Genomic DNA, 25,221 nt, shown 5'->3' with positions numbered 1-25,221 from the left:
GCGCAGCGAGGGACGTCGGAGCCCGGCTGGCGTTCCTGGTCTACGCTGATCAGGAAACCCAGGAGGCTCCCATGGCGATCCGACTGACCGACTCCCTGCGCCGCGAGTACCAGCGGCTATTCGAGAGCTGTGAGATCCTTGCCAAGCGCCAGGCTGCGGTGGAGCAGAGCGTCGAGCGGCTGCTCGCCCATCGCGACCGCTACCGGGCGGTGACCGAGCGCCGCGGCGTGCCCTGGCACTTCGTGGCACTGGTGCACAGCATGGAATCCGGCAGCAGTTTCCGCTGCCACCTGCACAACGGTGATCCGCTCAGCGCGCGCACCGTTCAGGTGCCCGCGGGCCGGCCGAAACACGGTAGCCCGCCTTTCGACTGGGAGGTGAGCGCCGCCGATGCCATGGCCCTCAAGCGCCTGGACGGCGATACCGACTGGAGCCTGGCCGGTACCCTCTACCAGCTGGAGCGCTATAACGGCTGGGGCTACCGGATGTACCACCCGCATGTGCTTTCGCCCTACCTGTGGAGCTTCTCGACGCACTACACCAGCGGCCGCTATGTGGCCGATGGCCGCTGGTCCGACAGCGCCGTGTCGCGCCAGTGCGGTGCGGCGGTGGTGCTGCGACGACTGGTCGAGCGCGGAGAGACTGACCTGGCCGACCAGCCGGCGGCGACGCTCTATGCGCAGGTGGCCGCCAAGCCCGCTGGCGATAACGGCAGCCAGCGCCCCCTGGTGTCGCGCCATCGCATGCGCCGCAGCCGTCGTGATGTAGAGACCGAGAAGGCCCAGCGCCTGCAGCACTGGCTGACCAGCTTCCCGGGCATCTTCCTCAAGGCCGACGGCATCCCCGGCGATCGAACCTCTGACGCTTATCGCTTGGTCACTGGTCACTACCTGCCCGGCGACCCGCGGGCTGAATAGCCACTGGTGCATCTCGGGGCGTTACCTCGATGAAGCGCTGGACGCCACTGGCTCGCCAGGCTCAAGCGAGTGTTGGCGGCTACCCTGAGATGAAGAGAGCGCCGGTAGGCGGGTTGCCGGGGTCAGATAACAACAAAACGAGTGGGAGGCTGTGTCATGAGCGATCGTCCCCTGGTGCTGCTGCACGGCTGGAACGACGAAGGTAAATCATTCGAGAGGCTGGTCGGGCACCTGCGCAAGCGGCTGGGAGCGGGGCGCGTTCAGCGCATTGCCATCGGCGACTACCTCTCCAAGGACGATGCCCTGCGCTTCGATGACCTGCAGGCAGCCCTGGATCGTGCCTGGACGCTGCAGGGGCTGCCGCGCGACGCCGCTAGCGTCGACCTCATCGTACACTCCACGGGCGGCCTGGTGATTCGCGACTGGCTGGTGCGTCACTTCGCCCCCGATGCCGCGCCGGTCAAGCATCTGGTGATGCTCGCGCCGGCCAACTTCGGCTCACCGCTGGCCCACGTGGGCCGCTCGATGCTGGGGCGTATCACCAACGGCTTCTTCAGCCGCCAGTCGGGGCAGGCGGTGATGGAGACCGGGGCCAATATCCTGCGCGGCCTGGAGCTGGCCAGCCCCTACAGCTGGGAGCTGGCCATGCAGGATCGCTTCGTCGCGGGAGCGGGTATGTATGGCCCTGGACGGGTGCTGTGCAGCGTACTGTGTGGCAACACCGGCTACGGCGGCATCCGCGCGCTGGCCAACGAGGAGGGGGGCGACGGCACCGTACGGCTGGCCACGGCCAACCTCGACTGTGCGCATGTGAATATCGTCTTTCGCGAGGAGCTGCGCGACAGCGGCCGGGTCACCGTGCCGGAGATGGTCGACTATCGCCAAGCCAGTGGGCGCTGCGCCTTTCGGATCCTCGACGGGCTGGACCACTCGGCGATCAAGCTCGACGCCGCTGAAAGTCGACTGAGCCAAGGCCAGCAGGAGACCCTGGCGCTGATCGAGCGCGCCCTGACCATCGACGACGATGGGTTCGACGCCTTCTGTGATGAGTGCGACGCCACCAACCAGGCACTGACACGCCAGCCGGGAGAGCGGCGCGGCAAACCGGGCTTCCAGAACACGGTGGTGCGTGTGCGCGACCAGTTCGAGATGCCGGTCGCGGACTACCTGATCGAGTTCTACGATCCCAACCGTCCCGATGGCGGGGCGCTGGCGCGCACCATCCACGAGGCGGCGATTCGCAAGGTGCACAATTACCGGGCCGACACCTCGCTGCGTAGCCTGTATATCGATACGAATCGACTGTGTGAGGCCGTCGAGCGAGCCAACACCCGGCTGGGCATGTCGATCACCGCCGAGCCGATGCTGGATGAGGACGAGCAGAACGCGCGCTACACCCCGGTGGGGTTTCGCACCCTGGCCGACGAGGACATCGAGGACCTCTGCCTGGACGTCGACCAGCTGAGGTCACTGTTCCAGCCCCATCGCACCCTGCTGGTGGAGGTCTGCCTGCACCGCTCCCAGGCCGACAATGTGCTGCGATTGAGCGAGCCGCAGGATTGATCGGCTGCGCCGTCAGTGGCTGCACAGGCGCCCAGTCGATCCGTCGCGCTGGCCCACCAGCTGCTGGAAACAGGGCGACTGCTCGAGCAGCTCGGCGCCAACATGGCGCAGCGCATCGACCTCCTCGTCGGGGAGCCGGAAGCGGGTGGGAATGCCCTGGAAGCGCTCGCGCTCGGCGTCGTCGGTCAACTGATCGAAACCGACGTAGATGTAGTAGAGATCGATCTGGTGCATCCCGGTGCCGGCGTCCAGGGATAGCCGCTGGGCGTCCGCGCGGTCGCGCAGTGCCTCCCTGAGCAGCTCGACCGTATCGAAGGAGTAGTTGGCCAGCGGCGTGGTGGAGATGGTGTTGATCACCTGCCTGGGGCCGGGAGAGCGGGGCGAGGTGTCGACGTCTGCGGCGAGGTTTTCCGACTTGGCGTCGACCACGATCACCACCAGCTTGTCGACGAGTTCCCGGTTCATCTTGTTCAGCACGCTCCACTCCACCTCCTGCAGGGTAGGGGCGCGCAGGGCATCGAGGGCCGGGCGCAGGCCGATATTATCCGAGACACCGCCGTCGAGCAGGTGCACGTAGTCGCGCTCGGGCTCCTGGTAGCGCTGCCAGTGGCGGGCGCGGTAGTAGCGCCGCGGGTTGGTATTCAGGCCCTCCAGGGCATTGGCCACCCAGGGCGGCTCCTGGTAGCCGCAGCGTCCGGGGTAGCTGTTGAGGGTCAGCGGCGTGAAGGCGATGGGAAAGTTGGAGGAGGCCGCCACGGCACGCGACAGCGGGATGCTGTCGAGATCGACGCACATCGGGTCCAGCTGCGACTGTACGAAGGTGAACTGGGAGCCCTTGTCCATGTCGGTGGCGTTGATCAGCAGGAAGGGCTTGCGGCCGCCATCCGCCAGGTCGGCGAAGCTGGCCCGGTCGAACAGCAGCTGCTGGTAGACCTCCTCGGCGAGTTCGATGCGACCGTAGGTCGGCGAGGCCAGCCGCGCCCAGTTGAAGGGGCTGAGCAGCCGGCGCTTGAGGTCCGACTCGACGTCGCGATAGAGGAACTGGCGCTGGAACCTGCCACCCTCCTCGAAGATGGCGTCACGCTGCAGCCCGTAGTAGGCCGCGGTGAAGCTGCCACCGGATACCGACGAGATGACGTCCACCTCATCCAGCAGGTTGCGCGACTCCCCGTCCATCTCGACCCAGCTGTCACGTAGCTTCTCCAGCACGCCGTAGGCGAGGGCAGCGGCCCGCGTGCCCCCGCCGGAAAAGCTGAGGATCACGAACAGCTCCTCGCTGTTTTCGGCACCTTCGAGGTTGGCATAGCGGTAGCCGCTGCCGGTATCGACACGCTCCAGGGGCTGGGCCTCGGGGAAGGTGGCGCAGCCGGCGAGCACTGCCAGCGCCGCGAGTGGGCCGATCAAGCGCCCGGCGAGAGAGCTCACTGGCCCGGCTCCTTGAGGGTGAATTCGACGACCAGCGGCGCCGAGGGCAGGGTATCGACGATCTCCACCCGTTGGCACTCGGGCGCGAAGTCCTGGGGCGGGGCCAGCGTCAGCGTGTACCAGCCGGCATCGACCTGGCACACCGACTGGGTCCAGGCGGCAGGTTCACCGTCGATCCAGACCTCGCGGCGCTCGGGAAAAACCACCTTCAGGTATTCGGCCATGGTGAGACTCCTAGCGCCTTATAGCGTTTTGAGGTATTCGATTAACGCCGCTTTGTCATCGTCGTCGAGCTGGGTGCCGAAGGCGGCGCCGTCGTGCCCCTGGTTGCTGTTGCCCGGCTCGGTGGTGTCATACAGGAAGCCATGACGTTCGGCAGACTCGCCGTCGTGAATGAAGCCCAGGCGCTCAGGATGATAGACGTCGTAGCCGCGGTAGAAGCGCTCGGGGCGCTGCCCGGCGGGCTGTAGCAGATCTTCCAGGGTAGGCACCGAGCCGTTGTGCAGGTAGGGCGCGCGCAGCCAGATGCCGGTCAACGGCTTGGCCACGTAGCCATCGGTCTTGACGAAGGCGTTGAAGTCCCAGGGGTACTCCTCGGCGTAGGCGTTGTAGCGCTCGGCGGCCTCGGCGGTCCACATCGCCAGGCGGTGGGGGTCGGTGCCGACTTCCGGTTGGGGGATCACCGTGCCGATGCGCGCGCCCTCCAGGCCGTGGCAGCCGGCGCAGGTCTGCTGGAACAGCGCTTCGCCCTCGGCAGCCAGCTCGGCGTCGAGATCGTCGAGAAAGGGGTAAGGTGGCGGACGCTTGGTCAGCAGATACGCTTCCAGGTCGGCGAGGTCGTCCACGGGCAGCGAATCCGGGCGTGCACCGTCGCCGATGGCACCGCTCAGCACTACCTCGGTCAGGGAGTCGTTGAGGCCGTCCCAGTGCAGGGCGAAGCCCTGCTGCTCGTCCATCGCCCACAGCGGCATGATGTCCGAGTTGCCGATGGTATCGTCCTCGGCGGGGTCGAGTGCCAGCAGGTCGGGGTGAAACTTGACCGGATTGAAGGGGTCGATGCGCCCCGGCCCCCAGCGCGGGCGCTCGTCGGTCCAGGTGAAGCGGGCGGCCTGCTCCTGTAGCCCGTCACGGGTTCGCGGAATGATCAGAAAGCGGTAGAGCAGGCGGTCGAGCCAGGAGAGGTCGATCTCCGCCTCGATGGCCGGCAGGAGGGTGGCGGCGGTGAAGTCCGGGTCATTGGCGGCATTCCCCAGGAAGGTCAGGTAGGCCTGGGGATCGAAGGTCTGGTGGGGGCCGGTGGGTACGATCTGGCGTTCGGCGTCTTCTGAGGTGCGATAGCTGGCGGTGTGGCAGGCCGCGCAGTTGATGGCGATACGTGGGAAGCCGATGGTCTTCTTGGAGAAGCCGGCCGGCGTCGCCTCGTCCTCCTCCCAGAGCATGCCCAGACTGGCATAGCCCTCTTCCCCGGGCAGGTGCTGGGGGAAGACCTCCGGCAGCACGCGCCAGATCCAGTAGGGAATGCCCTCTTCCTGCTCGGCGCCGATGGAGCCGTAGAGATAATACGCCTCGACGCTATCGAAGCGCTGCGGCTCCTCGCGGAACAGCTGGTACCAGCCAACGACGGCAATCGCTCCGCCGGCCATCAGCAGCAGGAGCAGCCATACCCACCAGCGCCGCGAAGACTTGGAATTCTCTTGGTGTGTGGGTGCCATGGCGGTCTCTCCTCGAGTACGTTATGCCGTCTTTTCGGCGCGGCGAAGTAGCAGCAACAGGACGCCCTGGGTCACGCCGAAGAACAGATCGATCAGGGCGAACAGCGGAAACTGCGGATGCAGCAGGGTGAAGAACACCACCCCGGCGAAACGCGCCAGGACGGTGAGCACGGCGATGGCCCGGTAGTGAAAAGGATCGAATGCCGCCGGCAGGTAGAACAGGCTGAGCAGGATAAGCAGCCAGGCGGCGAAGGCGGGCCACACCGGCTCGGCAACCGGGGCGCCCCCGACCAGGCTGATTACCGCGTTGGGGGCAAAGACCGCAGGCAGGGCGAAGAGGAGGTTGGCCACCACCCCCAGCAGTACCATGACGCGAAATCCCGCTGCATAGCTGCCCATTATCCGCTGCCCCCCGGCCAGGCTTGTTCCCGTTCCCTTGCTGGTGGGAAGTCAAACCCTGTGCTAGAGGTTAGTAGTCAAGTTCGGTTAGGTCACGCTGTACCCGCGGTGTCGGAGCCTCTGGGCTTAGGGGAGCTCGAGGCTGTTGAGCAGCATCGACTCGTTGGGTTGGCAACGGCGGCATTGTTCAGGGGAGGCGTGCCATGTTCGGTCAGCGTGGAAGCGGTTTGCTCGGTAGGATGTTCCGGCGCATCAATCGCCGCCGCCAGTGGTATCGATTTCCCTTTCCCGTCGCCGTTCTCAATCTCGTCGCCCTGCGCCGCAACCTGCGCTGGCATAATCTCTACTCCACCGAGCGTGAACGCCCGCAAGACCCCGAGCGGGAAGAGATCGACGTCCATCAATTCCGTACCGCCGACGGCAGCTACAACGATCTGGCGGCGCCGGCCATGGGCAAGGCGTATACCCGCTTCGGGCGCAACGTGCCGCCTGCCGAGACCTTCGGCGAGACCGGCGATAGGCTGATGACACCCAGTCCCCGGGTGGTCAGCCGGCGCCTGATGACCCGCGACCCCTTCGTGCCGGCGACGACTCTCAACGTCCTGGTGCCGGCCTGGCTGCAGTTCATGGTCCACGACTGGTTCAGCCATGGCAGCAACGACACCGAGGCCGAGCGCTACCAGGTGCCCCTGGACGAGGACGATGACTGGCCCTGGGAACAGATGACGGTGCTGCGCAGCCGCCGCGATAACACCCGCTCATCCGCCGATGAAGGCCATCCCGACACCTTCCTCAATACCGAGACCCAGTGGTGGGACGCCTCGCAGATCTACGGCAGCAATCTGCGCCGCCAGCGCCTGGTGCGCAGCGACCCCAACAGCGGCGAACTGCTGCCCAATGGCAAGCTCTACCTCAAGCCCGATGGCCACCTGCCGCTGGATGAGCACGGCATCGAGCTGGCGGGTACCAACGGCAACTGGTGGATAGGACTATCGCTGATGCACACTCTGTTCGCCATGGAGCACAACGCCATCGTCGACCGGCTGCGCATCGAGCATCCCGATCGCGACGGCGAGTGGCTGTTCCAGAAGGCCCGGCTGGTGAATGCGGCGCTGATCGCCAAGATCCATACCGTCGAGTGGACCCCGGCGCTGCTCGATACCCCGGAGCTGCGCCTGGGCATGCGATCCAACTGGTGGGGCGTGCTCGACGAGCACTTCTACCGCAGCCGCGGGCGTGTCAGCGACAGCGAACTGTTCAGCGGCATCGTTGGCTCGCCGGTGGATCACCACGCCGCACCCTACGCCATTACCGAGGAGTTCAGCGCGGTCTACCGCATGCACCCGCTGATTCCCGACGATTTCAGCTTCCGCCGTCTGGACGACGACAGCCTGATCAAGGAGTGCGGCCTCACCGAGGTGGCCGGCTCCCTGACCCAGGCGCTGTATGCTGAAGTCTCGCTGAGCGATGCGCTCTACTCGCTGGGCACCAGCCACCCCGGTGCCCTGGTGTTGCACAATTTCCCGAGCCACCTGCAGCAGCACGAGAAGCAGGCGCCCCATCACCGCATGATCGACCTGGCCACGGTGGATGTACTGCGTGACCGCGAGCGCGGGGTGCCGCGCTACTGCCGCTTCCGCCGCTTGATCGACATGCCGGCCCCCGCGAGCTTTGCCGAGCTGACCGATAACCCCGAGTGGCAGCGCGAACTGGAGGCGGTCTACGGCGACGTCGAGGAGGTCGACCTGCTGATCGGCTGCCTGGCCGAGACCCCGCCACCCGGCTTTGCCTTCAGCGATACCGCCTTCCGGATCTTCATCCTGATGGCCTCGCGACGCCTCAAGAGCGACCGCTTCTTCACCGACGACTACACCCCCGAGGTCTACACCCAAGCAGGCATGGAGTGGATCGACGACAACGGCATGGCGTCGGTCATCGGCCGTCACTTTCCCGACCTGGCGCCGCGGCTGGAGGGCGTGCGCAATGCCTTCTTCCCGTGGAACCGTGGTTAATACGGATAGATCTCGCATAGCGGACAGGGGGCTGGCATGGCTAGACGACGACATGTGCCCGGTCTGATCAGTGTTCTGGAGGTCAGCGATCCTCGGGAGATTCGCCTGCTCGACGGCGACTCACGCCTCGACCGCTCCCTGGCTCCCAGCGGCGGGGTGATCAACCGCCTACGTCTGGCGCGCCTGCGCGGCGCTTTCGTCTTCGATGGTGAGCCGCTGCCGGCCCTGCTGGGCCGCGAGGCCGAGGGGCGCGAGTCGCACCACGCCGAGCTGGGGCGGCGCCTGGACGAGGGCGCCGAGGCAGCGAGCTGGCGCCAGGATCCGGCCTTCAAGACCCTGCTGGAGGGGGTCGCCGGCCAGGCCGACATCGAGGCGCTGGGGCCTGCCGCCCAGGGGCTGCTGGGACGGCGGTTTCGCGACGACTACCGGGCCGACGAGGCGAGTTTTGCCGCGGCCCGTCGGCTCAATGACTATCCGCGCACCCAGGCGTTACGCGCCCTTCTTCAGCGCTTAAGCGGCCAACTGCGTCGCGACCGCCAACTGCTGCAAGAGCGAGCCGAGGGGGACGCCATGACCCTGCATGCCACCAGCGTGGCGGTGCACAATCTGGTAGGGGCGCTGGAGGCGATGCGTGCCCTGGCCGGCACGCCGGGCGCCGCAGCGCTGCCCGAGGCGGCGGTGCTGGGGCGCTGCCTCAGCGTGCCGGAAACGCTGCTGCGCCAGGTGCTGGCGCCGCTGTCGACACCGTGTTCCCCGCGTCGCTTGGTGCCCGGCGATCTGGTACTGCTGCGGCTCGCCGAGGGCGTTCGCAGCAGCGGCGACCCGGGGCTGGCCTTTATGAGCGATAGCTGGGCGCGCTGCCCGGCCCGACGTTTCATCCTGGCGCTGCTGGCCGATACCTGGGCGCGGGCCGTGGCAATCCGCTCAGGGGAGGGCGGGCGATGAGCGAGGATGTGATCTTCTCGCCGCTGGCGTGGCGCAACCTGGCGGTCAAGAATCGCCTGTTCCGCTCGAACATTTCCGGGCGCTTCGACAACGAGGACGGCAGCCTGACCCAGACGCGCATCAACTGGGAGTGTCAGTTCGCCCGTGGGGGAGTGGGCGCGATCATCTCCTCCTTCGTGCCGGTGCAGATGGAGGGGCGCATCATCGCCGGCTATGCCACCATTCACCGCGACGACTTCATCCCGCTATGGCAGCGCCTCGGCGAGGCGGTGCACCGCTTCGACTGCAAGTACATCCTGCAGCTCAGTCACTCCGGGCGGCAGATGGATCTCCCCGGGGTTCACAACCAGCATCGCCGGTCGCTCAGCTCAACCGACCACCAGGAGCCCCTGCACGGCTTCCTGTGCCGGGCCATGAGCGGCCACGAGATCGAACGCACCGTCCAGGCCTTCGCCGACGGGGCCTGGCGGGCCCGTGAGGCCGGGCTCGACGGAGTGGAGCTGCACGCCGCCAACGGCTACATGTTCACCCAGTTTCTGAGTTCCGCCATCAATGACCGGCGCGACCGCTACGGCGGCTCGCTGGCCAACCGCGCACGCTTTCTGCTGGAGGTGATCCGCGCCATTCGCCAGCGGGTGGGGCCGGACTTCCACCTGCAGGTCAAGATCAGTGCCGTGGACCACAACGACATCCTGCCCTGGGAGCGCAAGGGCAATACCCTGGCGGAGAGCCTGCAGGTGTGTCGCTGGGCCGAGACGGCGGGGGCCGATGCTCTGCACGTGTCGGTCGGCAGCCTGTTCCCCCACCCCCTGAACCCGCCGGGGGACTTTGCCTTCGAGACCATCGCCAGCACCTACGATGCTATGCTCTCCGCCGGCACCAACACCTTTCGCAACTACCTATTGTTCCGCTACAGGTCGCTGCGCTGGATCTTTCGCTGGCTGTGGTCCCGTCACCAGCGCGGCCACGCCGTAGAGGGGGTGAGCCTGGACGAGGCGCGCGCCGTCCGCCAGGCGGTGGGCATTCCGGTGATCAGCACCGGTGGCTATCAGCGCGCCTCTCTGGTGCGCGAGGCTATCGCCAGCGGGGCCTGCGACGCGGTCTCCAGCGCCCGCGCGCTGATCGCCAATCCCGACCTACTCAAGCAGTGGCAGGCCGGGCAGGACGCGCCGACACGTCCCTGTACCTTCTGCAACAAGTGTTTGCTCAACGCGCCCAAGAACCCGCTGGGCTGCTACGAGCTGTCGCGCTTCGACGGCGACCACGAGCGCATGATCGCGACCCTGATGAGCATCTACGACACCCGACCCGAGCTGCGCCTGCCCCCGGTGCCGCCAGCGCAGAATCCGTGAGGCTGCCATGAGATCACAGGAGCCACCCGTCACCGCCGTACAACAGGAGGCCCGCCGCCGGTGCTGGCGGCGTCTGCCGCTGGCCCTGCTCGTCCTGGCCGTGGTGTTGGCCGGCCTGCTGGCTCTGGCGGTTGGCGTGCCGACCCTGTGGCGCTATAGCGGCGAGTCGCTGCGTCACTACGCCGACCCGGAGACCCACTTTCGGCATGGCTCCATCGGCAGCGAGGTCAGCGGGCTGCCGGTGCGACTGTGGCGGGTGCTGCCGGACCTGTTCCCGGACGTCTTCGACGGCCAGCACTATGAGGCGTTCGGCTTTCTCTACGTGCCGGGCGACGAGGCGAGCCGTGGGGACTTGCCCATCGGCGTCGGGACCCGCGAGGTGCGCGGGGTGGAGATCGCCTGGTTCAACTGTGCGCTGTGCCACGTGGGGACGGTCCGCGAGTCGCCGGATGCCACACCGCGACAGATCGCCGGCATGCCGTCCAACAACCTGGACCTCTATGCCTTTATCGGCTTTCTGCTGGAGATCGCCGATGACCCGCGGCTGGCCCCGGATAGCGTGCTGGCGGCCATGGACGAGCAGGGCCAGTCGCTGGGCATGATCGAGCGGCAGGTATGGCGCTATGCGGTGCTGCCCCGGGTGCGTGAGGGGCTGCTGGAGACCCGCGCGACGCTTGCGCCACTGCTGGCTGAGCAGCCGCCCTGGGGGCCGGGGCGCGTGGATACCTTCAATCCCTACAAGCTGCTGCAGTTCGACATGGATATGGATGAACTGGCCGAGGCGGAGCGGATCGGCACCAGCGACTTCCCGGCGATCTTCCACCAGCGCCCCCGGCAGGGCATGGATCTGCACTGGGATGGCAACAACGCCTCGCTGCAGGAGCGCAACCTGAGCGCCGCCATCGGCGCCGGGGTGACCGAGGAGAGCGTCGACCACGCGGGTATCGAGCGGGTCGCCGACTGGCTGCTGGACCTCGCCCCACCGCCCAGCCCCTATCGCCCCGATCCCGACGCGGTGGCCGCCGGCAAGCCGCTCTACATGCGCCACTGCGCCGACTGTCACGGCTACCAGCAGGGCGAGCGCTACGTCTTCGAAGGGGGGCGCCTCGGCCAGGTGGTGCCCAACGAGCAGCTGGGCGTCGATCCGGCTCGGCTCGACAGCTACACCGAGACCCTGCAGCGCTATCAGCTGACCCTGTTCGAGGACGATGAGCGCTACCGCTTCCGGCATTTCCGTAAGACCGACGGCTACGCCAACTTGCCCCTCGACGGCCTCTGGCTGCGCGCGCCCTATCTGCACAACGGCGCCGTGCCGACCCTGCACGATCTGCTGCTGCCGCCGGCAGAACGTCCGCAGGCCTTCGTGCGCGGGCTGGATGTGCTGGACGAGGAGAAGGGCGGTTTCATGGCACCCGACTGCACGCCTGGCGAGCCCCTGACGGAAGGCTTCTGCTTCGATACCAGCCAGCCCGGCAACGGCCGCCAGGGGCATGCCTATGGTACCGAGCTGACGGCGCAGGAGCGCTCGGATCTGCTCGATTACCTACTGACCTTTTAGACAACCGGCCCGGGAGCACTGATATGCAGACCTCAAACGATGTGTTCGCGACCTATCGGCGGGTGATGACGGTGGGGATCGCCCTCAATGTGCTGCTGGGCCTGTGGCTGTGGCTCTGGCCGGTCAGCCTGCTGGGCGTGATGGGCGCCGACCTGCCGTACCCGCTGACCTGGGTACGCTACGCCGGCCTGGCCATGATCGTGGTTGGACTGCTCTACCTGCCGGCCGCCCTGGCACCGCTGCACAATCGACTGGTGGCGCTGCTGTCGATCCTGTTTCGTGGCCTTTTCGCACTGTTCTTCCTGTTCGCCACCGGCCTTCTATGGCTGCCGGCGCTGTTCGAGGCGCTGTTCGCGGTGCTGCAGGGCGTGACCTTCTGGCGGGCCTGGCGTGGAGACCTGATGGCCAAACCCTAGGTTCTGTACGAAAACTGTCTGCGCTCGCCCATACGGCGTTAAAAATCGGCTCGTGCGCGAGTCCGGTCCGTTTTCGTCGATTTTTGCTTTGTGACCCACATGGATGTGGGGAGTGCGTTGGCCCGTCGGGAACGGGCCTAGCCCTGGCCATCGCTCGCCGACTTTTCGTACAAAACCTGATACGCGGCTATTTTGCGCTCGGGTCGCGGTAAGCGATATCGGTGATGATATAGGTCGTCTCGCCGCCCGGCGCGGCTACCGTGACCTCGTCGTCCAGCGCCTTGCCGAGCAGTGCCTTGGCCAGCGGGGCATCGACGCTGATCCAGTGCTTGCCGGTGTCGGTCTCGTCGTGGCCGACGATGCGGATACCAAGCTCCTCGCCCTCTTCGTCCTCGAGGGTAACGAAGGCGCCGAAGTAGACCCGACCGGTATCGGCGGGCAGCCGATCGACTACCTGCAGCTCATCGAGGCGCTTGCCGAGGTAGCGGATGCGCGCAATGACGCGGTTGAGCTCCTTCTTGTTGTAGGTGTAGTCGGCGTTCTCGCTGCGGTCGCCGAGTGCCGCCGCCTCGCCGACCTTGGTCGAGAGCTGCGGCCGCTTGACCCGCGACAGGTGCTCATGGATGCCCTTCAGCCGGGCGAAGCCCTCGGCGGTGATCAGGTTGCTCTTGGGTTCCTGGCGCGGATCCTTGGCGGGATCGCGCCAGCGGGTCATGTTGCGGCCTTTCATCGGCTCTCCTCCTGCGGCTTGTCGCTACCATACGCAAGCCGGCCCAAGTGGCCAAGTCGTCGGCAGTCCTTGAAGGCTGGGCAGTCAGGCGGATATGCGACGGAAGTCTGCCTAGGCGTTAATTCAAACGTTCGTTACATTATTTGGGTGACCCAGTTCAATAACAACGTGCAAGGAGTATTCGCCATGATCCGTCGTTCCCCGTGGTGGGCCGCTGCCGCGCTGGCGGGCCTGATGGCCCTGTCGAGCGGGCCACTGCTGGCCTATCAGAGCGAGGTCGAGTCGCTCAAGAGCGAGTGGGAGAGTGCCACCACCGAGCTGCGTGGCAGCGAGCGCCGCGACGCGCTGTCGCGGCTTGCTGACCAGGCCGAGGCGCTGGCCGGGCGTCATGCCAACCAGGCCGAGGTGCTGGTGTGGCAGGGCATCATCCTGGCCTCCTACGCCCGCGAGCGCAGTGGGCTCGGCGCGCTGGGCAGTGCGCGCAGCGCTCGCGATGCGCTGGAGCGGGCGGTGGAGCTCGACCCCCAGGGCGGTAACGGCTCGGCCTACGTGACCCTGGGCGCGCTCTACGATCGCGCGCCGGGGCGGCCGCTGGGCTTCGGTAACAGCAATACCGCCGAGCAGATGTTCCAGCGTGCGCTGGAGATTCGCCCCGACGGCATCGATGTGAACTTCTACTATGCCGCTTTCCTGCACGAGGAGGGACGCCTCGACGAGGCCCGCGAACACGCCCAGCGGGCCGTCGAGGGCGAGGCGCGGGCCGACCGCGAGGCCTCCGACGAGGCGCTCAGAGTCGAGGCCAGGACGCTGCTGTCGCGGCTGACTTGACAAGCGCCAGCGCCACGGGCGGTTGGCAGCGGGGGGCGAGGTCGTGATAATGGCTCATTCACTCGAGCCGGAGGCACGATGTCAGATTCGCCCACAGCGCCTCACGATGGCGCCGCCGATCGCGTAAGCGTCGCCACGCCGCGTTTCGCTGCCGCGGACGTCGAGCGCCAGCAAGACGAGTGCCTGTTCCAGGGCTTCTTCCGCCTGGAGCGGCGCACCCTGCGCCATCGCCTGTTTCAGGGTGGCTGGAGCGACGCGGTCGTTCGCGAGGTTCACGTGCGTCGCGACGCGGTGGGGGTGCTGCTCTACGACCCTGGTTGCGATACGGTGGTACTGGTCGAGCAGATTCGTGCCGGCGCGCTGGACGATCCGCTGAGCCCCTGGAAGCTGGAGCCGGTGGCCGGCCTGATCGAGACCGGCGAGGACCCTGCCGAAGTGGCGCGGCGCGAGGCCATCGAGGAGGCTGGCTGCGAGATCGACGAGCTGATCGAGCTGCACACCTACTACCCCAGCCCCGGCGCCTGCAGCGAGCGGGTAACGCTCTACTGCGGGCTGGTCGACAGCCGCGGGGTGGGCGGCGTCCACGGCCTGGACGAGGAGCATGAGGATATCCAGGTTCATGTGCTGCCGTTTCTCAAGGCCTGGGAACTCCTCGAGGCCGGCCGACTCGACAATGCCATGTGCCTGATTGCCTTCCACTGGCTGTCGCGCGAGCGGGCCTCACTGCGTGCAAGGAGGTAAGCCTGTGGCCAGAGCCGCCTACGTCACCGATCTCAAGACCCTGCAAGGGGAGTGCACAGCCAACTACCTGCGCCTGACCCGGCTGCTGGGCGAACTCGACGCCGGCGAGGTGCGCGAGATCGCCCTGCGCGGACGCGATACGCGCTTCGGTTCGCTGTGGCTCGAGGTGCTCGAATGTGCGCCCTATACGACTATCCTGCGCGTCTCCCAGAGCGGGGTACTGGATGCCTTCATCGATCCGCCGCGCATGCAGGTGCATCTCTACCACGACGTGCGCATGGCCGAAGTGACCGATTTTCAGCGCCAGCGCCACTTCCGCGGCCGCTATCGCTACCCCAATGCGCGCATGCATCAGCCCGACGAGAAGCTGCAGCTCAACCGCTTCCTCGGCGAATGGCTGGAGCATGGCCTGGCCCACGGGCACTCCCTCGACCTGCCTATCGCCCGCTGAGCCACCCACTACAAGAGTAAGGAATGCTGCGGATGCGGCTGATCCAGATCACCGATTGCCATCTCCTCGCCGACCCGCTGGCGCCCTCCCGTGCCGGCTTCCCGCTACGCCAACTGCAGGCGGTGGTAGAGCACGCGCGGCGCCGGCGGCCCGATGTCGTGTTGGTCAGCGGCGATGTCAGTCAGGACGGCACGCCGGCGTCCTATCGCCACGCGCTGGAGGTGTTCGCCGAACTCGACTGCCCGTGGTACTGGCTGCCCGGCAACCATGACCACCTGGCGGACATGGCCGATGCCCGGGCGCTCCACGACCAGGTCGATCTCGGCGACTGGCGGCTGCTGCTGCTGAATACCCAGGTAGTGGGGGAGCCCCACGGCGAGATAGGCGAGGCCTGCTGCCAGTGGTTGGACGAGCAACTGGCCGCAGATTCCCGGCCGACCCTGATTGCGATGCACCATCCGCCGCTGGCGGTGGGGGCCGATTGGATGGACGCCATCGGCCTGCACGACCGTGACGCCTTCTGGACGGCGGTGACGCCCCATGCCCATCTTCGCGCGGTCCTCTGCGGGCATATCCATCAGGCCTTTGCTGGGCGTCATGAACTGCTGGAGAACGCCGGCGAGGTGGCGGTCTACGGTGCGCCGGCGACGGCCGATCAGTTCCTGCCCGGTGCCGAGACGTTCAGCATCGATCAGGCCTCACGGCCCGGCTATCGTGTCGTCGAGCTCGCCCACGACGGCCTGTCGACCTGGGTGGAGCGGGTGACGCTCTGAGCTTATATTCCTCCATGCGTTATTCCATTTGGCGATAAAAAGATATTTCTTAATTCTTTGACGTTATGATCGACCCCTCGGTACCCTAGCCGCATCCTGCCGCCTCAGCGGCACGCTGTTTCTTCGGTGTCGCCATCGTGCGGCGCCCCGGTCCAAGAGGTTGCCAGTCGATGCTGTCCCCTGAACGTCAAACCCACCTCAAGCAGCTCGAGGCGGAATCGATCCACATCATCCGTGAGGTGGCCGCCGAGTTCCGCAACCCGGTGATGATGTACTCCATCGGCAAGGACTCCTCGGTGATGCTGCACCTGGCGCGCAAGGCCTTCTACCCGGGCACGCCGCCGTTTCCCTTGATGCATATCGACACCACCTGGAAGTTCAAGGAGATGATCGCCTTCCGCAACCGCATGGCGGCGGAGGCGGGCATGGAGCTGATCGTGCATACCAACGAGGAGGGGCGCGCGGCCAACATCAACCCCTTCGACCACGGCAGCGCCAAGTACACCGACGTGATGAAGACCCAGGCGCTCAAGCAGGCGCTCACCGAGCACGGCTTCGATGCCGCCTTCGGCGGCGCGCGCCGCGACGAGGAGGCCAGCCGCGCCAAGGAGCGGGTCTACTCGTTCCGCGACAAGTACCACCGCTGGGACCCCAAGAACCAGCGTCCCGAGCTGTGGAGCATCTACAACGCCAAGGTCAACAAGGGCGAATCGATCCGCGTCTTCCCGCTCTCCAACTGGACCGAGCTGGACATCTGGCAGTACATCTACCTTGAGCAGATCCCCATCGTGCCGCTCTACTACGCCGCGCCGCGGCCGATCGTCGAGCGCGACGGCATGCAGGTCATGGTCGACGACGAGCGCCTGCCGCTGGAGGAAGGCGAGGTACCCGAGGAGAAGTGGGTGCGCTTCCGCACCCTGGGCTGCTACCCGCTCACCGGCGCGGTGGAGTCGCATGCCGCGACCCTGCCCGAGATCATCCAGGAGATGCTGCTGACCAAGACCAGCGAACGCAGCGGCCGGGCCATCGACCACGACCAGGCCGGCTCCATGGAGAAGAAGAAGCGTGAGGGGTACTTCTAGTAGACACCGCTGATCGCGACTGACGTCGCTCCTACAGGGCAAATAACCCGGTGTTGTGGGAGCGGCTTCAGCCGCGATAGTCCGCTCGAATCACCTTACCTATATCCATTTCTTCAGGATTGATTATGTCTCACTCTTCGCCCTTGATCGCCGACGACATCGAGTCCTACCTCAAGGAACACGAGAACAAGGACCTGCTGCGCTTTATCACCTGCGGCAGCGTCGACGACGGCAAGTCGACCCTGATCGGGCGGCTGCTTCACGACTCCAAGATGATCTACGAGGACCAGCTGGCGGCGATCACCCAGGCCTCCAAGACCAGCGGCACCACCGGTGACGCCGTGGATCTGGCGCTGCTGGTCGATGGCCTGCAGTCGGAGCGCGAGCAGGGCATCACCATCGATGTCGCCTACCGCTTCTTCTCCACCGATAAGCGCAAGTTCATCATCGCCGACACCCCGGGCCATGAGCAGTACACCCGCAACATGGCCACCGGCGCCTCCACGGCGAGTCTGGCGGTGATCCTGATCGACGCCCGCTACGGCGTGCAGACCCAGACCCGCCGGCACAGCTTCATCGCCGACCTGCTGGGCATCCAGCACCTGGTGATCGCGGTCAACAAGATGGACCTGGTCGAGTTCTCCGAGGCGCGCTTCAATGAGATCGTCGCCGACTATCGCGCCTTCGCCACCAATCTGAAGGCGCCGGACATTCGCTTCGTGCCGATGTCGGCGCTGGAGGGCGACAACGTCGTCAACCGCAGCGAGCGCATGCCCTGGTACCGCGATGCAAGTGGCAACGCGGGGCCGGCCATGCTCGAGCTGCTGGAAAGCGTCGAGATCACCCACGACCAGAACCTCAGCGATCTGCGCTTCCCGGTGCAGTACGTCAATCGCCCCAACCTCGACTTCCGCGGCTACTGCGGCACCCTGGCCGCCGGCATCCTGCGCCCCGGGCAGCGGGTCAAGGCGCTGCCTTCGGGCAAGGTCAGCGCGGTCGAGCGTATCGTCACCTTCGATGGCGATCTCGAGGCGGCCTATCCCGGCCAGGCGATCACCGTGACTCTGGCAGACGAAATCGATATCTCCCGCGGCGACTGGATCGTTGCCGAGGACGCCGAGGTGCCGCGCTCCAACGCCTTCGAGGCGGATATCGTGTGGATGCACGAAGACGCCCTTGCTCCGGGCAAGCTCTATGATCTCAAGCTGGCGACCCGCGACCTGTCAGGTTCGGTGAGTTCCATCGACTACCAGATCGACGTCAACACCCTCGAGCACCGCGCCGCCGAGCGGCTCGAGCTCAACGCGATTGCGCGCTGCCAGCTGGAGCTGACCAGCGCGGTACCGGTGGACGACTACCGTAACAGCCCGGGGACCGGCAGCTTTATCGTCATCGACCGCCTGAACAATGTCACCGTCGGTGCGGGAATGATCCGCGGCGCCGTTGAGGGCGGGGCGCAAGGAGCCGGCCAAGTCGACTGGCCGGCCTTCGAGGTTGAGTTGAATGCACTGATCCGCAAGCATTTCCCACACTGGGAAGCCAAGGACGTGCGCGACCTGCTGGGCCGCTGATCGGCGCTTGACCTCGGCACTGGTTGCCGCACACTGGTGCGACGTCTCTCCGCCGGGCAGCTGGGCTGCCTGGCGGAGTCCTGCGTACTGGGATAAGGAGGTCTCCTGAGCCAGTCACCATCGCCACACGTCGTGCGCCGCCTGCTGCATCTCCTCGCCAAGCCGATGAAACGCGACCGCGGTCGTGGCGGGGTAGTGGTGCATCCCTATCGTGGTTACGGCTCGCAGCGCGAGGCCTTCCTGATGGGGCGGGTGTTTCGCCAGTCGGCGCTGAGCCGGATGATTCCCCACCACGGCATGCTGCGTGACGTCGCCGATATCGTGCGCCGCATCGAGCGGCGTGGCATGGCCGGCGCCGAAGTGGAGATCAGACTGGGCGCCAATCGCTTGACGGTGACCACCGACCGCGATGGTTACTTCGATGTTCATCTACCGCTCAAGTCGCCACTGCCCCAGGGCCTGTCGTGGCACGTGGCCGACCTTAGCGTCAGCCACGCCGGTGAGCAGGTCCACTGCCGCACCGGCGTCTATATCCCGCCGCCGGATACCGACCTGCTGGTGATCAGCGATATCGACGACACCGTGATGTATACCGGCGTGGCCGACAAGCTGCGCATGCTGCATCGGCTGTTCGTTCAGCAGGCCGAGCGGCGTACCGCCTTCCCCGGCGTGGCCAGCCTCTATCAGGCACTCCATCGCGGCGCCGGCGGCGGCGCCAAGCGGCCCATCCTCTACGTGTCGCGTGGCCCCTGGTGCATCTACGAGATGCTCGAGGCGTTCTTTCAGCTCAATCGCATTCCGGTGGGGCCGATCCTGTTCCTGCGCGAGTGGGGCATCAGCTGGCGGCGGCCCTGGCCGCGCCGCGCCGAGGACCACAAGCACGACCTGATTACCCGCATGCTAACGCTGATGGAGGACATGCCCTGCGTGCTGATCGGCGACAGTGGCCAGCACGACCCCGAAGTCTATACGCGCATCGTCAAGCAGTACCCCGGCCGGGTGAAGGCGATCTATATCCGTCGCGTCGACCGCAAACCCGACCGCGAGCGGGCCATCCAGCGGCTGCGTGACGAGATCGCCGACAGCGACTGCCAGCTGGTGCTGGCCGCCGACAGCGCCACCATCGCCGTCCACGCCCACCAGCATGGCCTGATCTCCCAGGCCGACCTGGTGGCAGTGCGTGAAGCCTCCCGCGACGCTGCGCTATAGGCGCAGCGCCAGTACCGGTGTGGTGAAATGCGTGCTGTGGAGCTGGTCGAGCTGGGCATCGAATATCGCTTCCAGCCGCCGGGCGCGCAGTACCTCGCCGGGCGTTCCGCTGGCAATGCGCTCGCCATGCTGCAGCAGCCAGACGCGGTGGGCGAAACGTGCGGCCAGGTTGAGGTCGTGAAGCACACAGCAGATCGCCATATGGCGGGTCTCGGCGAGGCCTCTTAGCAGTCGCATCAGGCGCTGCTGCTGGCCTATGTCGAGGGCGCTGGTGGGCTCGTCGAGCAGTAGCACTCCAGCGTCCTGGGTCGTTGGCTCGAGGCTCCCCAACTGGCAGAGCGCCCGGGCGATCATCGCCCGCTGGCGCTCGCCGCCGGAGAGCGACAGCACGCCGCGCTCGGCGAGTGGCAGCAGGTCAAGGGCTGCCAGGGCGCGCTGTACGGCGCCTGGGTCGGCATCGCTGCCGAGTGCGACCAGATCCTGCAACGGCCAGTCGAAGCCCAGCGAGATACCCTGTGCCACCAGCGCGCGGCGCCGCGCCAGCCTGGCGGGCGACCAGTCGGCCAGCGGCCGGCCGTCGAGACGCACGCAGCCGCGCTCGGCACGACGAAATCCGGAAAGCAGGCTCAGCAGGGTGCTCTTGCCGGCGCCGTTGGGGCCGACGATGGCCAGCAGCTCACCGGCTTCCAGGCGGTCGCTGAAAGGCGTCAGTCGAGGCACGGAGGTAAAGCCGGCGCAACGAAGTTCGAGCATGCTGGTACCTCAGGAGCGCTTGAGTAGTAACCACAGAAAGTAGGGGCCACCGAGCAGGCTGGTCAGCAAGCCGACCGGAATCTCGGCGGGGCTGGCCAGGCTGCGGGCCAGGGCATCGGCGACGATCAGCAGCAGCGCACCGCCCAGCATCGAGGCCGGCGGCGTGGGCGGTGAGCTCGCCGAGCTGCAGCAGGTCGAGGTCTCGTGCGCTGCGCAGCAGCCACAGCAGCGCTGGGGGGATCCCCAGTAGCGCGCCCAACGCCGCGCTCCACAGCGCGTGGGATAGGCTACCCATGCCCCACAGGCTGAGCTGGCGCAGCTGCTCGTCGCTGGCGACGAAGGCCAGCACCCCGCCCAGCGCACCGGCCAGGGTGTTGATGGCCAATCCGGCCAGCAGCAGGGTAAACAGCATGTTGTCGCCGCGCTGGCGCTCACCCAGTGCGAATACCAGCACGCAGACGCCGAGCGCGCCGAGAAAACCGGCGACGAACTGGCCGTAGAGTCCCCAGGGGCCGGCGGCGTCGAACAGCACGATCCAGATCGCCACGGCGAGGCCGGCACCGCTGGCCAGGCCCAGTAGCGTCGGATCGGCCAGCGGGTTGCGGAACATCCCCTGCATCGCCGCGCCGCTGCCCGCCAGCATGGCGCCGACCAGGGCGGCGAGCAGCAGCCGAGGCAGTCGCAGCTGCCACCAGATCTGCCACTCCAGCGGTGTTGGCCAGGTACCCAGCAGCACCCGCGGCGAGAGGCCGATCTGCCCGCTCATGGCACTCGCCAGCAGGGCGATAGCGACGGCCAGCCCCAGCAGACCGAGGGTGCGCCTGGCCGTCGCTGGCCGTCCTGTGCGGCGAGGCAGGGGGAGACGCAGGCTGTGACTCATGAGGCGTGGGCTCGGCACAGTGCGTCGTCATCGGTGGAGTGCTGGGAGGCGAGCGCGCGATGCAGGGCCAGGATGGCCTCTGGCGTACGCGGTCCGAAGCCGAGTAGTGCCTGGTCGTCGCACACCACCAGCCGGCGTGAGGTGCCGGCCGGTGTCATGGCCAGGCCGGGCAGGCGCCAGAGTGCTTCGCTGCCGCCCAGGGCGTCGAGGCCCGTGTGGGTGACGATCACGCTGCTGGGCGCCTCGGCGATCAGGCCCTCGGCGCTGACCACCTTGTAGCCCGGCATCGCGGCGAAGGCGTTGTCGATGCCGGCGGCGCGCAGGGCGCTATCGGCTGCGGTACCGTGCCCGGCGGCCATCGGCGAGGTGCCGGTGTGGCTAAGCAGAAACATCGCCGGCCCCTGGTCGAGACGCGGCAGCTCTGCCACCTCGGCCAGTTGCGCGGCGAGCGACCGATTGAGCGCCTCGGCGGCGGCCTCGCGGCCCAGGCTCTCGCCGATGCGGGTCACCTTTTGCGGTATCTCCTCGAGGCGCTGCTCGGCGCTGATGGTGATCACCTCGACACCGCTGGCCTCGAGCTGGCGAAGCGTCTCGCGCGGCCTAGCCTGGGCGCTCACCACCAGCCGCTCGGGGCGCAGCGACAATACCCCCTCGGCGGCGAGCTGGCGCAGGTAGCCCACCGATGGCAGTGCGCTCAGATGCGGCGGGTACTGGCTGGTGTCGTCGCGTCCTACCAGGCTCTCCTCGGCGTCCAGGGCAGCGATGATTTCGGCGACGTCGCCACCGATCACCACCGTGCGCGGGCTCTGGGCCTGGGTGCCCAGCGACCAGCCGATCAGCAGCACCAGCAGGAGGACTCTCATGCGGCCACCTCCAGATCGGCCTGGCGGGCCAGCAACGTGCGCCATGCCGGCCGTTCGGCATTGCCTTCGCTGCGCTCGGCGTAGAGTTGCAGCAGTAGCTCGCCGTCGCTGGAGAAGGCTTCAAGGCTGGTGACACCGCCATCGCGGTTGGGCTTGTGCACCTGCCATACCTGGGCGATGCGTGCATCATCGAGGTGGAGGGTGAAGTCGTCGCCGAATAGGTTGAGCCAGCCGCCCCGGCGTTGGGGCTGAGGAATGCTGCCGCTGCGGATCTGCACGCCGCCGGGATTGGCGACGAACAGCATCACTGGCAGGGCGCTCTCGGCGGCGCTCTCGAGTACCTGCGCCACGCTGTCTGGGGTCAGGCGCCGGGTGAAGCGTCCCTCCATCAGGGTATTGGCTTCGTGGCGCTGCAGGCCATGGCGGCGCAGCAGGGCGAAGAACTGGTGGACATCGCGCAGGCGCGCCCAGTCCTCCTCGAGCCCTGGAGCCTGGGGCAGGGGGCGCGGTGCCGGCAGCGCCAGGCGGGTGAAGACCGGCTCGCTGTCGTTGCCGCTTGCCGCCAGCCGCTGCCAGGCAGCAGGTGGCGTGGTTTTCAGCGAAAAGGCCTTGTGCAGTGCCCGGCCGTGGCCGTCGAAGACCTGCAGGCTGTGGCGCAGTGACGTGCTGCCATTGGCATCGGTCAGGCTGTCGCGAACCAGGCAGGCCCAGTGCCAGCGCTGCAGGTGCAGGCGCATGTCGAGCCCACCCGGGGCCAGCAGCAGGCCGGCGCTGGTGAGCGGTGGATAGTAGCCCTGCTGCTCGAGCACCGCGGCGCTAGAGCGGGTCAGCGCCTTGACCAGACCGAGCCGGCAGAGTTCGGCGGCGAGGTCCGCCGGTGCCAGGGTAATGGTGGTGACATCGCGCCCTATCCGGGCCGCCTGCAGCTCGCCCTCGCTGATCGCCAGGCGCTCGGCGATGCTGATCGCCGGCAGCCGTGGCGAAGCGGCGCGGGCGGCATCGAAGGCCTCGAGAATGGCGTGCTGTTGCGTGTTCATGGGCATCTCCTGTGGTTCACCATTGCAGGCTCAGGTTGGCGAGCAGGCTGCGCCCGTCGCCGAGGTTGCCGTCGGGGCGGTACCAGGTCTTGTCGGCGACGTTGCGCAGGCTGAGCGAGGTCGATACGGCGGGCGTGAACTGCCAGGCCAACTGCAGGTCGTGGAGGCCGTAGCCGGGCTGCGGCTCGTCGCCCTTGTCGTAGGCGCGGGCAAAGCGGCCGCGCCAGCCCAGCGTCAGGTCGCCATCGGCGAGCTGGTAGTCGACGCCGGCCAGTGCCTCCAGCGGCGTGAGCGTGCCCAGCGCCTCACCGCTGTCGCGGTCGTGGCCGCTGACCTCGGCGAGGGCGACGAAGGCGTCGAAGGGCAGGCCGTCGGGGCGGTACTGCAGGCGCGCATCGAACCCCCACAGGTGGGCGCGGTTGACGTTGGTGGCGCGGGTGGTGCCGGCCATGATGTCGACCTCGGTATCGATGAAGTCATCGGCTCGGGTGTCGAAGTAGCTGGCGCGCAGTCCCCAGTCGCCGACGCGCCAGGCGAGCCCGCTCTCCCAGGTCTTGCTGGTCTCGGGGCCGAGGTCGGGGTTGGGCACCCAGTAGTTATCGGGGACGCAGAAGAACGGCCCCTCACAGAAGCCGGCGAAGTGACGCTGGTCAGCGTAGAGCTCGGAGAGTGTCGGCGCGCGGAAGGCCTCGGCGTAGCCGCTGTAGAACATCAGGGTGTCGCTGGGCGACCAGCTCAGGCGCAGGCGCGGCGAAAGGCGGCCCTCATCGCTGTCGCGCCCTTCGGCATCTTCGGCGCGATAGTGGTCGTAGCGGGCGCCGAGGCCCAGCTCGAAGCGTCCGGCACCGCCGTCGTCGAGATAGCGGCCCACTGTCAGGCTGTCGTCGACATAGAGTGCCGCGGTATCGATATCGGCCCGCGGGAAGCCGCTGGCCTGCTTGCCCGGGCGCTGGGTGGCGGTGGTGGCTTCGGCGCCAAAGGCCAGGGTCTGGCTCAGCCAGCCGTGCTCGAGGCGGTGGTAGCCGTCGCTCTGCACGCCCAGGCGCTGCTGGGTGCGCTGGGCGTCAGGCTCGTCGATGTTCTGTCGACTCAGGCTGAGGCGGCTGTCGAGCTGGGTCGCCGCCGCCGGGCTCCAGCGATGGCCGAGTTGCAGGTTGTCGCTGGTCGTCGTGCGGTCGCGCAGACTGCCGTCGCTGGGTTCGAGGGACTGGGGGTTGCCGGGCTGACGCGCATCCTCGCGGTAGTTCTGCCACTGGGCGAACAGCCGATGGTGGTCAGCCAGCTGCCAGCTGCCCTTGGCCAGCAGGCTGTTGAGGTTGGCATCATCCGGCGCGGTGTGGCCGCCGGCCCGGCGAATGTCGCCGGATTCGCTGCGCCCCAGGGCCAGCAGACCGTCGACCGGGCCGTGGGCCGTATTGGCCTTGCCGAACAGACTTAGGCTGGCACCCAGCTCGTCGCTTGCCGTAGCGCCGCGCAGTGACAGCCGCCCGCCGCGGGTTTCCCCCGCACGCAGCAAGTCGTCGGCGCCTACCGTGTCGAGACTGATGACGCCACCCATGGCATTGCTGCCATACAGGCTGGAGAGGGCGCCGCGGGCGATCTGAACCTCGCGCAGCAGCCCCGGGTCTACGAAGACATTACCCAGGTGGCCGGTATCGATGTCCTGGCGTATGCCGTCGAGACGCACCAGCACGCCGTTGCGGTCGAAGCCGCGCATGCCGATGGTCTGGCCGTTGCGTCGCCCCTGTCCGGCGACGCTCAGCCCGGGTTGGCTGCCCAGCGCATCCTCGAGACGCATGGCGGTCGACAGCGTTGGGTCGTGGCGATCGAGGGTGTCGATGATCAGCGGTGCACGAAAGGTGTCGGTGGGCGTGCGGGTGCCGGTGACCACCAGCGGGGCCAGCTCGTCCTGGCCGGTTGCGTTGGCAACGCTGCTGGCCATTGGTGACAAACAGAGTAGCGCCAGGGCGCCGCTGCAGCTCAGTGTTCGCTTCATGTTCCTGA

The 25,221-nt window shown here is 67.2% G+C and carries 24 protein-coding genes and 1 pseudogene; 14 read left to right on the top strand and 11 right to left on the bottom strand.

From position 1 onward, the window contains the following. Nucleotides 1-71: 71 nt before the first annotated feature. Nucleotides 72-917, top strand: coding sequence for a hypothetical protein (locus tag CK498_RS11595; protein WP_095621020.1), 846 nt, complete (start codon nt 72-74; stop codon nt 915-917). A 156-nt stretch (nt 918-1,073) separates the two neighbouring features. Then, nucleotides 1,074-2,480 (top strand): esterase/lipase family protein, encoded by a 1,407-nt coding sequence (locus CK498_RS11590; protein ID WP_095621019.1) that lies wholly within the window; start codon nt 1,074-1,076, stop codon nt 2,478-2,480. Between the two features lie 12 nt (nt 2,481-2,492). Here CK498_RS11590 and CK498_RS11585 read toward each other — a convergent pair whose 3' ends face one another. The 4 genes from CK498_RS11585 to CK498_RS11575 are packed head-to-tail and all read right to left on the bottom strand — an operon-like array spanning nt 2,493 to nt 6,016. After that, complete coding sequence (locus CK498_RS11585; protein ID WP_176475782.1) at nt 2,493-3,905, bottom strand: patatin-like phospholipase family protein; 1,413 nt, start codon at nt 3,903-3,905, stop codon at nt 2,493-2,495. Beyond that, on the bottom strand, nt 3,902-4,129 hold the full coding sequence (locus CK498_RS26180; protein WP_176475781.1) for a hypothetical protein: 228 nt from the start codon (nt 4,127-4,129) through the stop codon (nt 3,902-3,904). Before CK498_RS26180 ends, CK498_RS11585 begins: the two co-directional genes overlap by 4 nt. An 18-nt stretch (nt 4,130-4,147) precedes the next feature. Beyond that, nucleotides 4,148-5,617 carry a c-type cytochrome gene (locus CK498_RS11580; RefSeq protein ID WP_095621017.1) on the bottom strand — a complete coding sequence of 490 codons (1,470 nt, stop codon included), beginning with the start codon at nt 5,615-5,617 and terminating at the stop codon, nt 4,148-4,150. A gap of 21 nt (nt 5,618-5,638) precedes the next feature. Next, the gene (locus CK498_RS11575; RefSeq protein WP_141246945.1) at nt 5,639-6,016 is read right to left on the bottom strand and encodes a hypothetical protein; all 378 of its coding nucleotides are present in this window, start codon (nt 6,014-6,016) and stop codon (nt 5,639-5,641) included. A gap of 203 nt (nt 6,017-6,219) precedes the next feature. Between CK498_RS11575 and CK498_RS11570 the strand changes: the two genes are divergently transcribed. The 5 genes from CK498_RS11570 to CK498_RS11550 are packed head-to-tail and all read left to right on the top strand — an operon-like array spanning nt 6,220 to nt 12,299. Continuing rightward, nucleotides 6,220-8,028, top strand: a complete 1,809-nt coding sequence (locus CK498_RS11570) for a peroxidase family protein (protein ID WP_217987756.1) — start codon at nt 6,220-6,222, stop codon at nt 8,026-8,028. 36 nt (nt 8,029-8,064) lie between these two features. Further along, nucleotides 8,065-8,973, top strand: coding sequence for a hypothetical protein (locus CK498_RS11565; protein ID WP_141246944.1), 909 nt, complete (start codon nt 8,065-8,067; stop codon nt 8,971-8,973). Further along, nucleotides 8,970-10,325 (top strand): NADH:flavin oxidoreductase, encoded by a 1,356-nt coding sequence (locus tag CK498_RS11560; RefSeq protein ID WP_095621014.1) that lies wholly within the window; start codon nt 8,970-8,972, stop codon nt 10,323-10,325. Before CK498_RS11565 ends, CK498_RS11560 begins: the two co-directional genes overlap by 4 nt. Before the next feature lie 7 nt (nt 10,326-10,332). Then, the gene (locus tag CK498_RS26175) at nt 10,333-11,883 is read left to right on the top strand and encodes a c-type cytochrome (RefSeq protein ID WP_095621013.1); all 1,551 of its coding nucleotides are present in this window, start codon (nt 10,333-10,335) and stop codon (nt 11,881-11,883) included. Nucleotides 11,884-11,906: 23 nt separating this feature from the next. Continuing rightward, nucleotides 11,907-12,299: a hypothetical protein gene (locus CK498_RS11550; protein ID WP_095621012.1), complete on the top strand. Its 393-nt coding sequence runs from the start codon at nt 11,907-11,909 to the stop codon at nt 12,297-12,299. 187 nt (nt 12,300-12,486) lie between these two features. Here the strand turns inward: CK498_RS11550 and greB are convergent, their stop codons facing one another. Beyond that, complete coding sequence (gene greB / locus CK498_RS11545; protein WP_095621011.1) at nt 12,487-13,029, bottom strand: transcription elongation factor GreB; 543 nt, start codon at nt 13,027-13,029, stop codon at nt 12,487-12,489. A gap of 186 nt (nt 13,030-13,215) precedes the next feature. Between greB and CK498_RS11540 the strand changes: the two genes are divergently transcribed. From CK498_RS11540 to CK498_RS11510, 7 genes are all read left to right on the top strand, one after another. Next, nucleotides 13,216-13,857 (top strand): TRAP transporter TatT component family protein, encoded by a 642-nt coding sequence (locus CK498_RS11540; RefSeq protein WP_095621010.1) that lies wholly within the window; start codon nt 13,216-13,218, stop codon nt 13,855-13,857. A 78-nt stretch (nt 13,858-13,935) separates the two neighbouring features. Next, the gene (locus CK498_RS11535) at nt 13,936-14,598 is read left to right on the top strand and encodes an NUDIX domain-containing protein (protein WP_095621009.1); all 663 of its coding nucleotides are present in this window, start codon (nt 13,936-13,938) and stop codon (nt 14,596-14,598) included. Between the two features lie 4 nt (nt 14,599-14,602). Beyond that, nucleotides 14,603-15,049, top strand: a complete 447-nt coding sequence (locus CK498_RS11530; RefSeq protein ID WP_095621008.1) for a DUF1249 domain-containing protein — start codon at nt 14,603-14,605, stop codon at nt 15,047-15,049. 23 nt (nt 15,050-15,072) lie between these two features. Then, nucleotides 15,073-15,822: a phosphodiesterase gene (locus CK498_RS11525; protein WP_324615525.1), complete on the top strand. Its 750-nt coding sequence runs from the start codon at nt 15,073-15,075 to the stop codon at nt 15,820-15,822. Nucleotides 15,823-15,992: 170 nt separating this feature from the next. Next, entirely contained in the window at nt 15,993-16,904 is a 912-nt protein-coding gene (gene cysD, locus CK498_RS11520) for a sulfate adenylyltransferase subunit CysD (protein ID WP_095621007.1), read from the top strand. A gap of 125 nt (nt 16,905-17,029) precedes the next feature. Next, the gene (cysN, locus tag CK498_RS11515) at nt 17,030-18,475 is read left to right on the top strand and encodes a sulfate adenylyltransferase subunit CysN (protein ID WP_095621006.1); all 1,446 of its coding nucleotides are present in this window, start codon (nt 17,030-17,032) and stop codon (nt 18,473-18,475) included. Nucleotides 18,476-18,640: 165 nt separating this feature from the next. Further along, nucleotides 18,641-19,684, top strand: a complete 1,044-nt coding sequence (locus CK498_RS11510) for an App1 family protein (protein ID WP_095621312.1) — start codon at nt 18,641-18,643, stop codon at nt 19,682-19,684. Here CK498_RS11510 and CK498_RS11505 read toward each other — a convergent pair. From CK498_RS11505 to CK498_RS11485, 6 genes and pseudogenes are all read right to left on the bottom strand, one after another. Then, nucleotides 19,679-20,437 carry an ATP-binding cassette domain-containing protein gene (locus CK498_RS11505; RefSeq protein ID WP_095621005.1) on the bottom strand — a complete coding sequence of 253 codons (759 nt, stop codon included), beginning with the start codon at nt 20,435-20,437 and terminating at the stop codon, nt 19,679-19,681. The two genes, CK498_RS11510 and CK498_RS11505, sit on opposite strands and share 6 nt — an antisense overlap. 9 nt (nt 20,438-20,446) lie before the next feature. After that, nucleotides 20,447-20,587, bottom strand: a complete 141-nt coding sequence (locus CK498_RS26540) for an iron chelate uptake ABC transporter family permease subunit (protein ID WP_229359064.1) — start codon at nt 20,585-20,587, stop codon at nt 20,447-20,449. Between the two features lie 84 nt (nt 20,588-20,671). Next, a pseudogene (locus CK498_RS26535) lies at nt 20,672-21,203 on the bottom strand (FecCD family ABC transporter permease); the annotation flags it as partial. 110 nt (nt 21,204-21,313) lie between these two features. After that, entirely contained in the window at nt 21,314-22,180 is an 867-nt protein-coding gene (locus tag CK498_RS11495; protein WP_095621004.1) for a heme/hemin ABC transporter substrate-binding protein, read from the bottom strand. Further along, entirely contained in the window at nt 22,177-23,217 is a 1,041-nt protein-coding gene (locus CK498_RS11490; RefSeq protein WP_324615524.1) for a ChuX/HutX family heme-like substrate-binding protein, read from the bottom strand. Before CK498_RS11490 ends, CK498_RS11495 begins: the two co-directional genes overlap by 4 nt. Before the next feature lie 16 nt (nt 23,218-23,233). Further along, nucleotides 23,234-25,213, bottom strand: coding sequence for a TonB-dependent receptor domain-containing protein (locus CK498_RS11485; protein WP_095621002.1), 1,980 nt, complete (start codon nt 25,211-25,213; stop codon nt 23,234-23,236). Between the last annotated feature and the right edge of the window lie 8 nt (nt 25,214-25,221).

The organism is Halomonas salipaludis (genome assembly GCF_002286975.1).
In the GTDB taxonomy this organism is placed as follows: domain Bacteria; phylum Pseudomonadota; class Gammaproteobacteria; order Pseudomonadales; family Halomonadaceae; genus Franzmannia; species Franzmannia salipaludis.
This window is presented reverse-complemented; position numbering and strand designations above follow the sequence as displayed.

Excerpts from the sequence above, each read along its gene's own strand:
- CK498_RS11485 (WP_095621002.1), bottom strand. The coding sequence starts at position 25,213 with ATGAAGCGAACACTGAGCTGCAGCGGCGCCCTGGCGCTACTCTGTTTG.
- CK498_RS11570 (WP_217987756.1), top strand. The coding sequence starts at position 6,220 with ATGTTCGGTCAGCGTGGAAGCGGTTTGCTCGGTAGGATGTTCCGGCGC.
- CK498_RS11540 (WP_095621010.1), top strand. The coding sequence starts at position 13,216 with ATGATCCGTCGTTCCCCGTGGTGGGCCGCTGCCGCGCTGGCGGGCCTG.
- CK498_RS11495 (WP_095621004.1), bottom strand. The coding sequence starts at position 22,180 with ATGAGAGTCCTCCTGCTGGTGCTGCTGATCGGCTGGTCGCTGGGCACC.
- CK498_RS11535 (WP_095621009.1), top strand. The coding sequence starts at position 13,936 with ATGTCAGATTCGCCCACAGCGCCTCACGATGGCGCCGCCGATCGCGTA.
- cysD (WP_095621007.1), top strand. The coding sequence starts at position 15,993 with ATGCTGTCCCCTGAACGTCAAACCCACCTCAAGCAGCTCGAGGCGGAA.
- CK498_RS26180 (WP_176475781.1), bottom strand. The coding sequence starts at position 4,129 with ATGGCCGAATACCTGAAGGTGGTTTTTCCCGAGCGCCGCGAGGTCTGG.
- CK498_RS26540 (WP_229359064.1), bottom strand. The coding sequence starts at position 20,587 with ATGCTGGGCGGTGCGCTGCTGCTGATCGTCGCCGATGCCCTGGCCCGC.
- CK498_RS26175 (WP_095621013.1), top strand. The coding sequence starts at position 10,333 with ATGAGATCACAGGAGCCACCCGTCACCGCCGTACAACAGGAGGCCCGC.
- CK498_RS11590 (WP_095621019.1), top strand. The coding sequence starts at position 1,074 with ATGAGCGATCGTCCCCTGGTGCTGCTGCACGGCTGGAACGACGAAGGT.
- greB (WP_095621011.1), bottom strand. The coding sequence starts at position 13,029 with ATGAAAGGCCGCAACATGACCCGCTGGCGCGATCCCGCCAAGGATCCG.
- CK498_RS11575 (WP_141246945.1), bottom strand. The coding sequence starts at position 6,016 with ATGGGCAGCTATGCAGCGGGATTTCGCGTCATGGTACTGCTGGGGGTG.
- CK498_RS11490 (WP_324615524.1), bottom strand. The coding sequence starts at position 23,217 with ATGAACACGCAACAGCACGCCATTCTCGAGGCCTTCGATGCCGCCCGC.
- cysN (WP_095621006.1), top strand. The coding sequence starts at position 17,030 with ATGTCTCACTCTTCGCCCTTGATCGCCGACGACATCGAGTCCTACCTC.
- CK498_RS11565 (WP_141246944.1), top strand. The coding sequence starts at position 8,065 with ATGGCTAGACGACGACATGTGCCCGGTCTGATCAGTGTTCTGGAGGTC.
- CK498_RS11595 (WP_095621020.1), top strand. The coding sequence starts at position 72 with ATGGCGATCCGACTGACCGACTCCCTGCGCCGCGAGTACCAGCGGCTA.
- CK498_RS11560 (WP_095621014.1), top strand. The coding sequence starts at position 8,970 with ATGAGCGAGGATGTGATCTTCTCGCCGCTGGCGTGGCGCAACCTGGCG.
- CK498_RS11505 (WP_095621005.1), bottom strand. The coding sequence starts at position 20,437 with ATGCTCGAACTTCGTTGCGCCGGCTTTACCTCCGTGCCTCGACTGACG.
- CK498_RS11510 (WP_095621312.1), top strand. The coding sequence starts at position 18,641 with ATGAAACGCGACCGCGGTCGTGGCGGGGTAGTGGTGCATCCCTATCGT.
- CK498_RS11525 (WP_324615525.1), top strand. The coding sequence starts at position 15,073 with ATGCTGCGGATGCGGCTGATCCAGATCACCGATTGCCATCTCCTCGCC.
- CK498_RS11580 (WP_095621017.1), bottom strand. The coding sequence starts at position 5,617 with ATGGCACCCACACACCAAGAGAATTCCAAGTCTTCGCGGCGCTGGTGG.
- CK498_RS11550 (WP_095621012.1), top strand. The coding sequence starts at position 11,907 with ATGCAGACCTCAAACGATGTGTTCGCGACCTATCGGCGGGTGATGACG.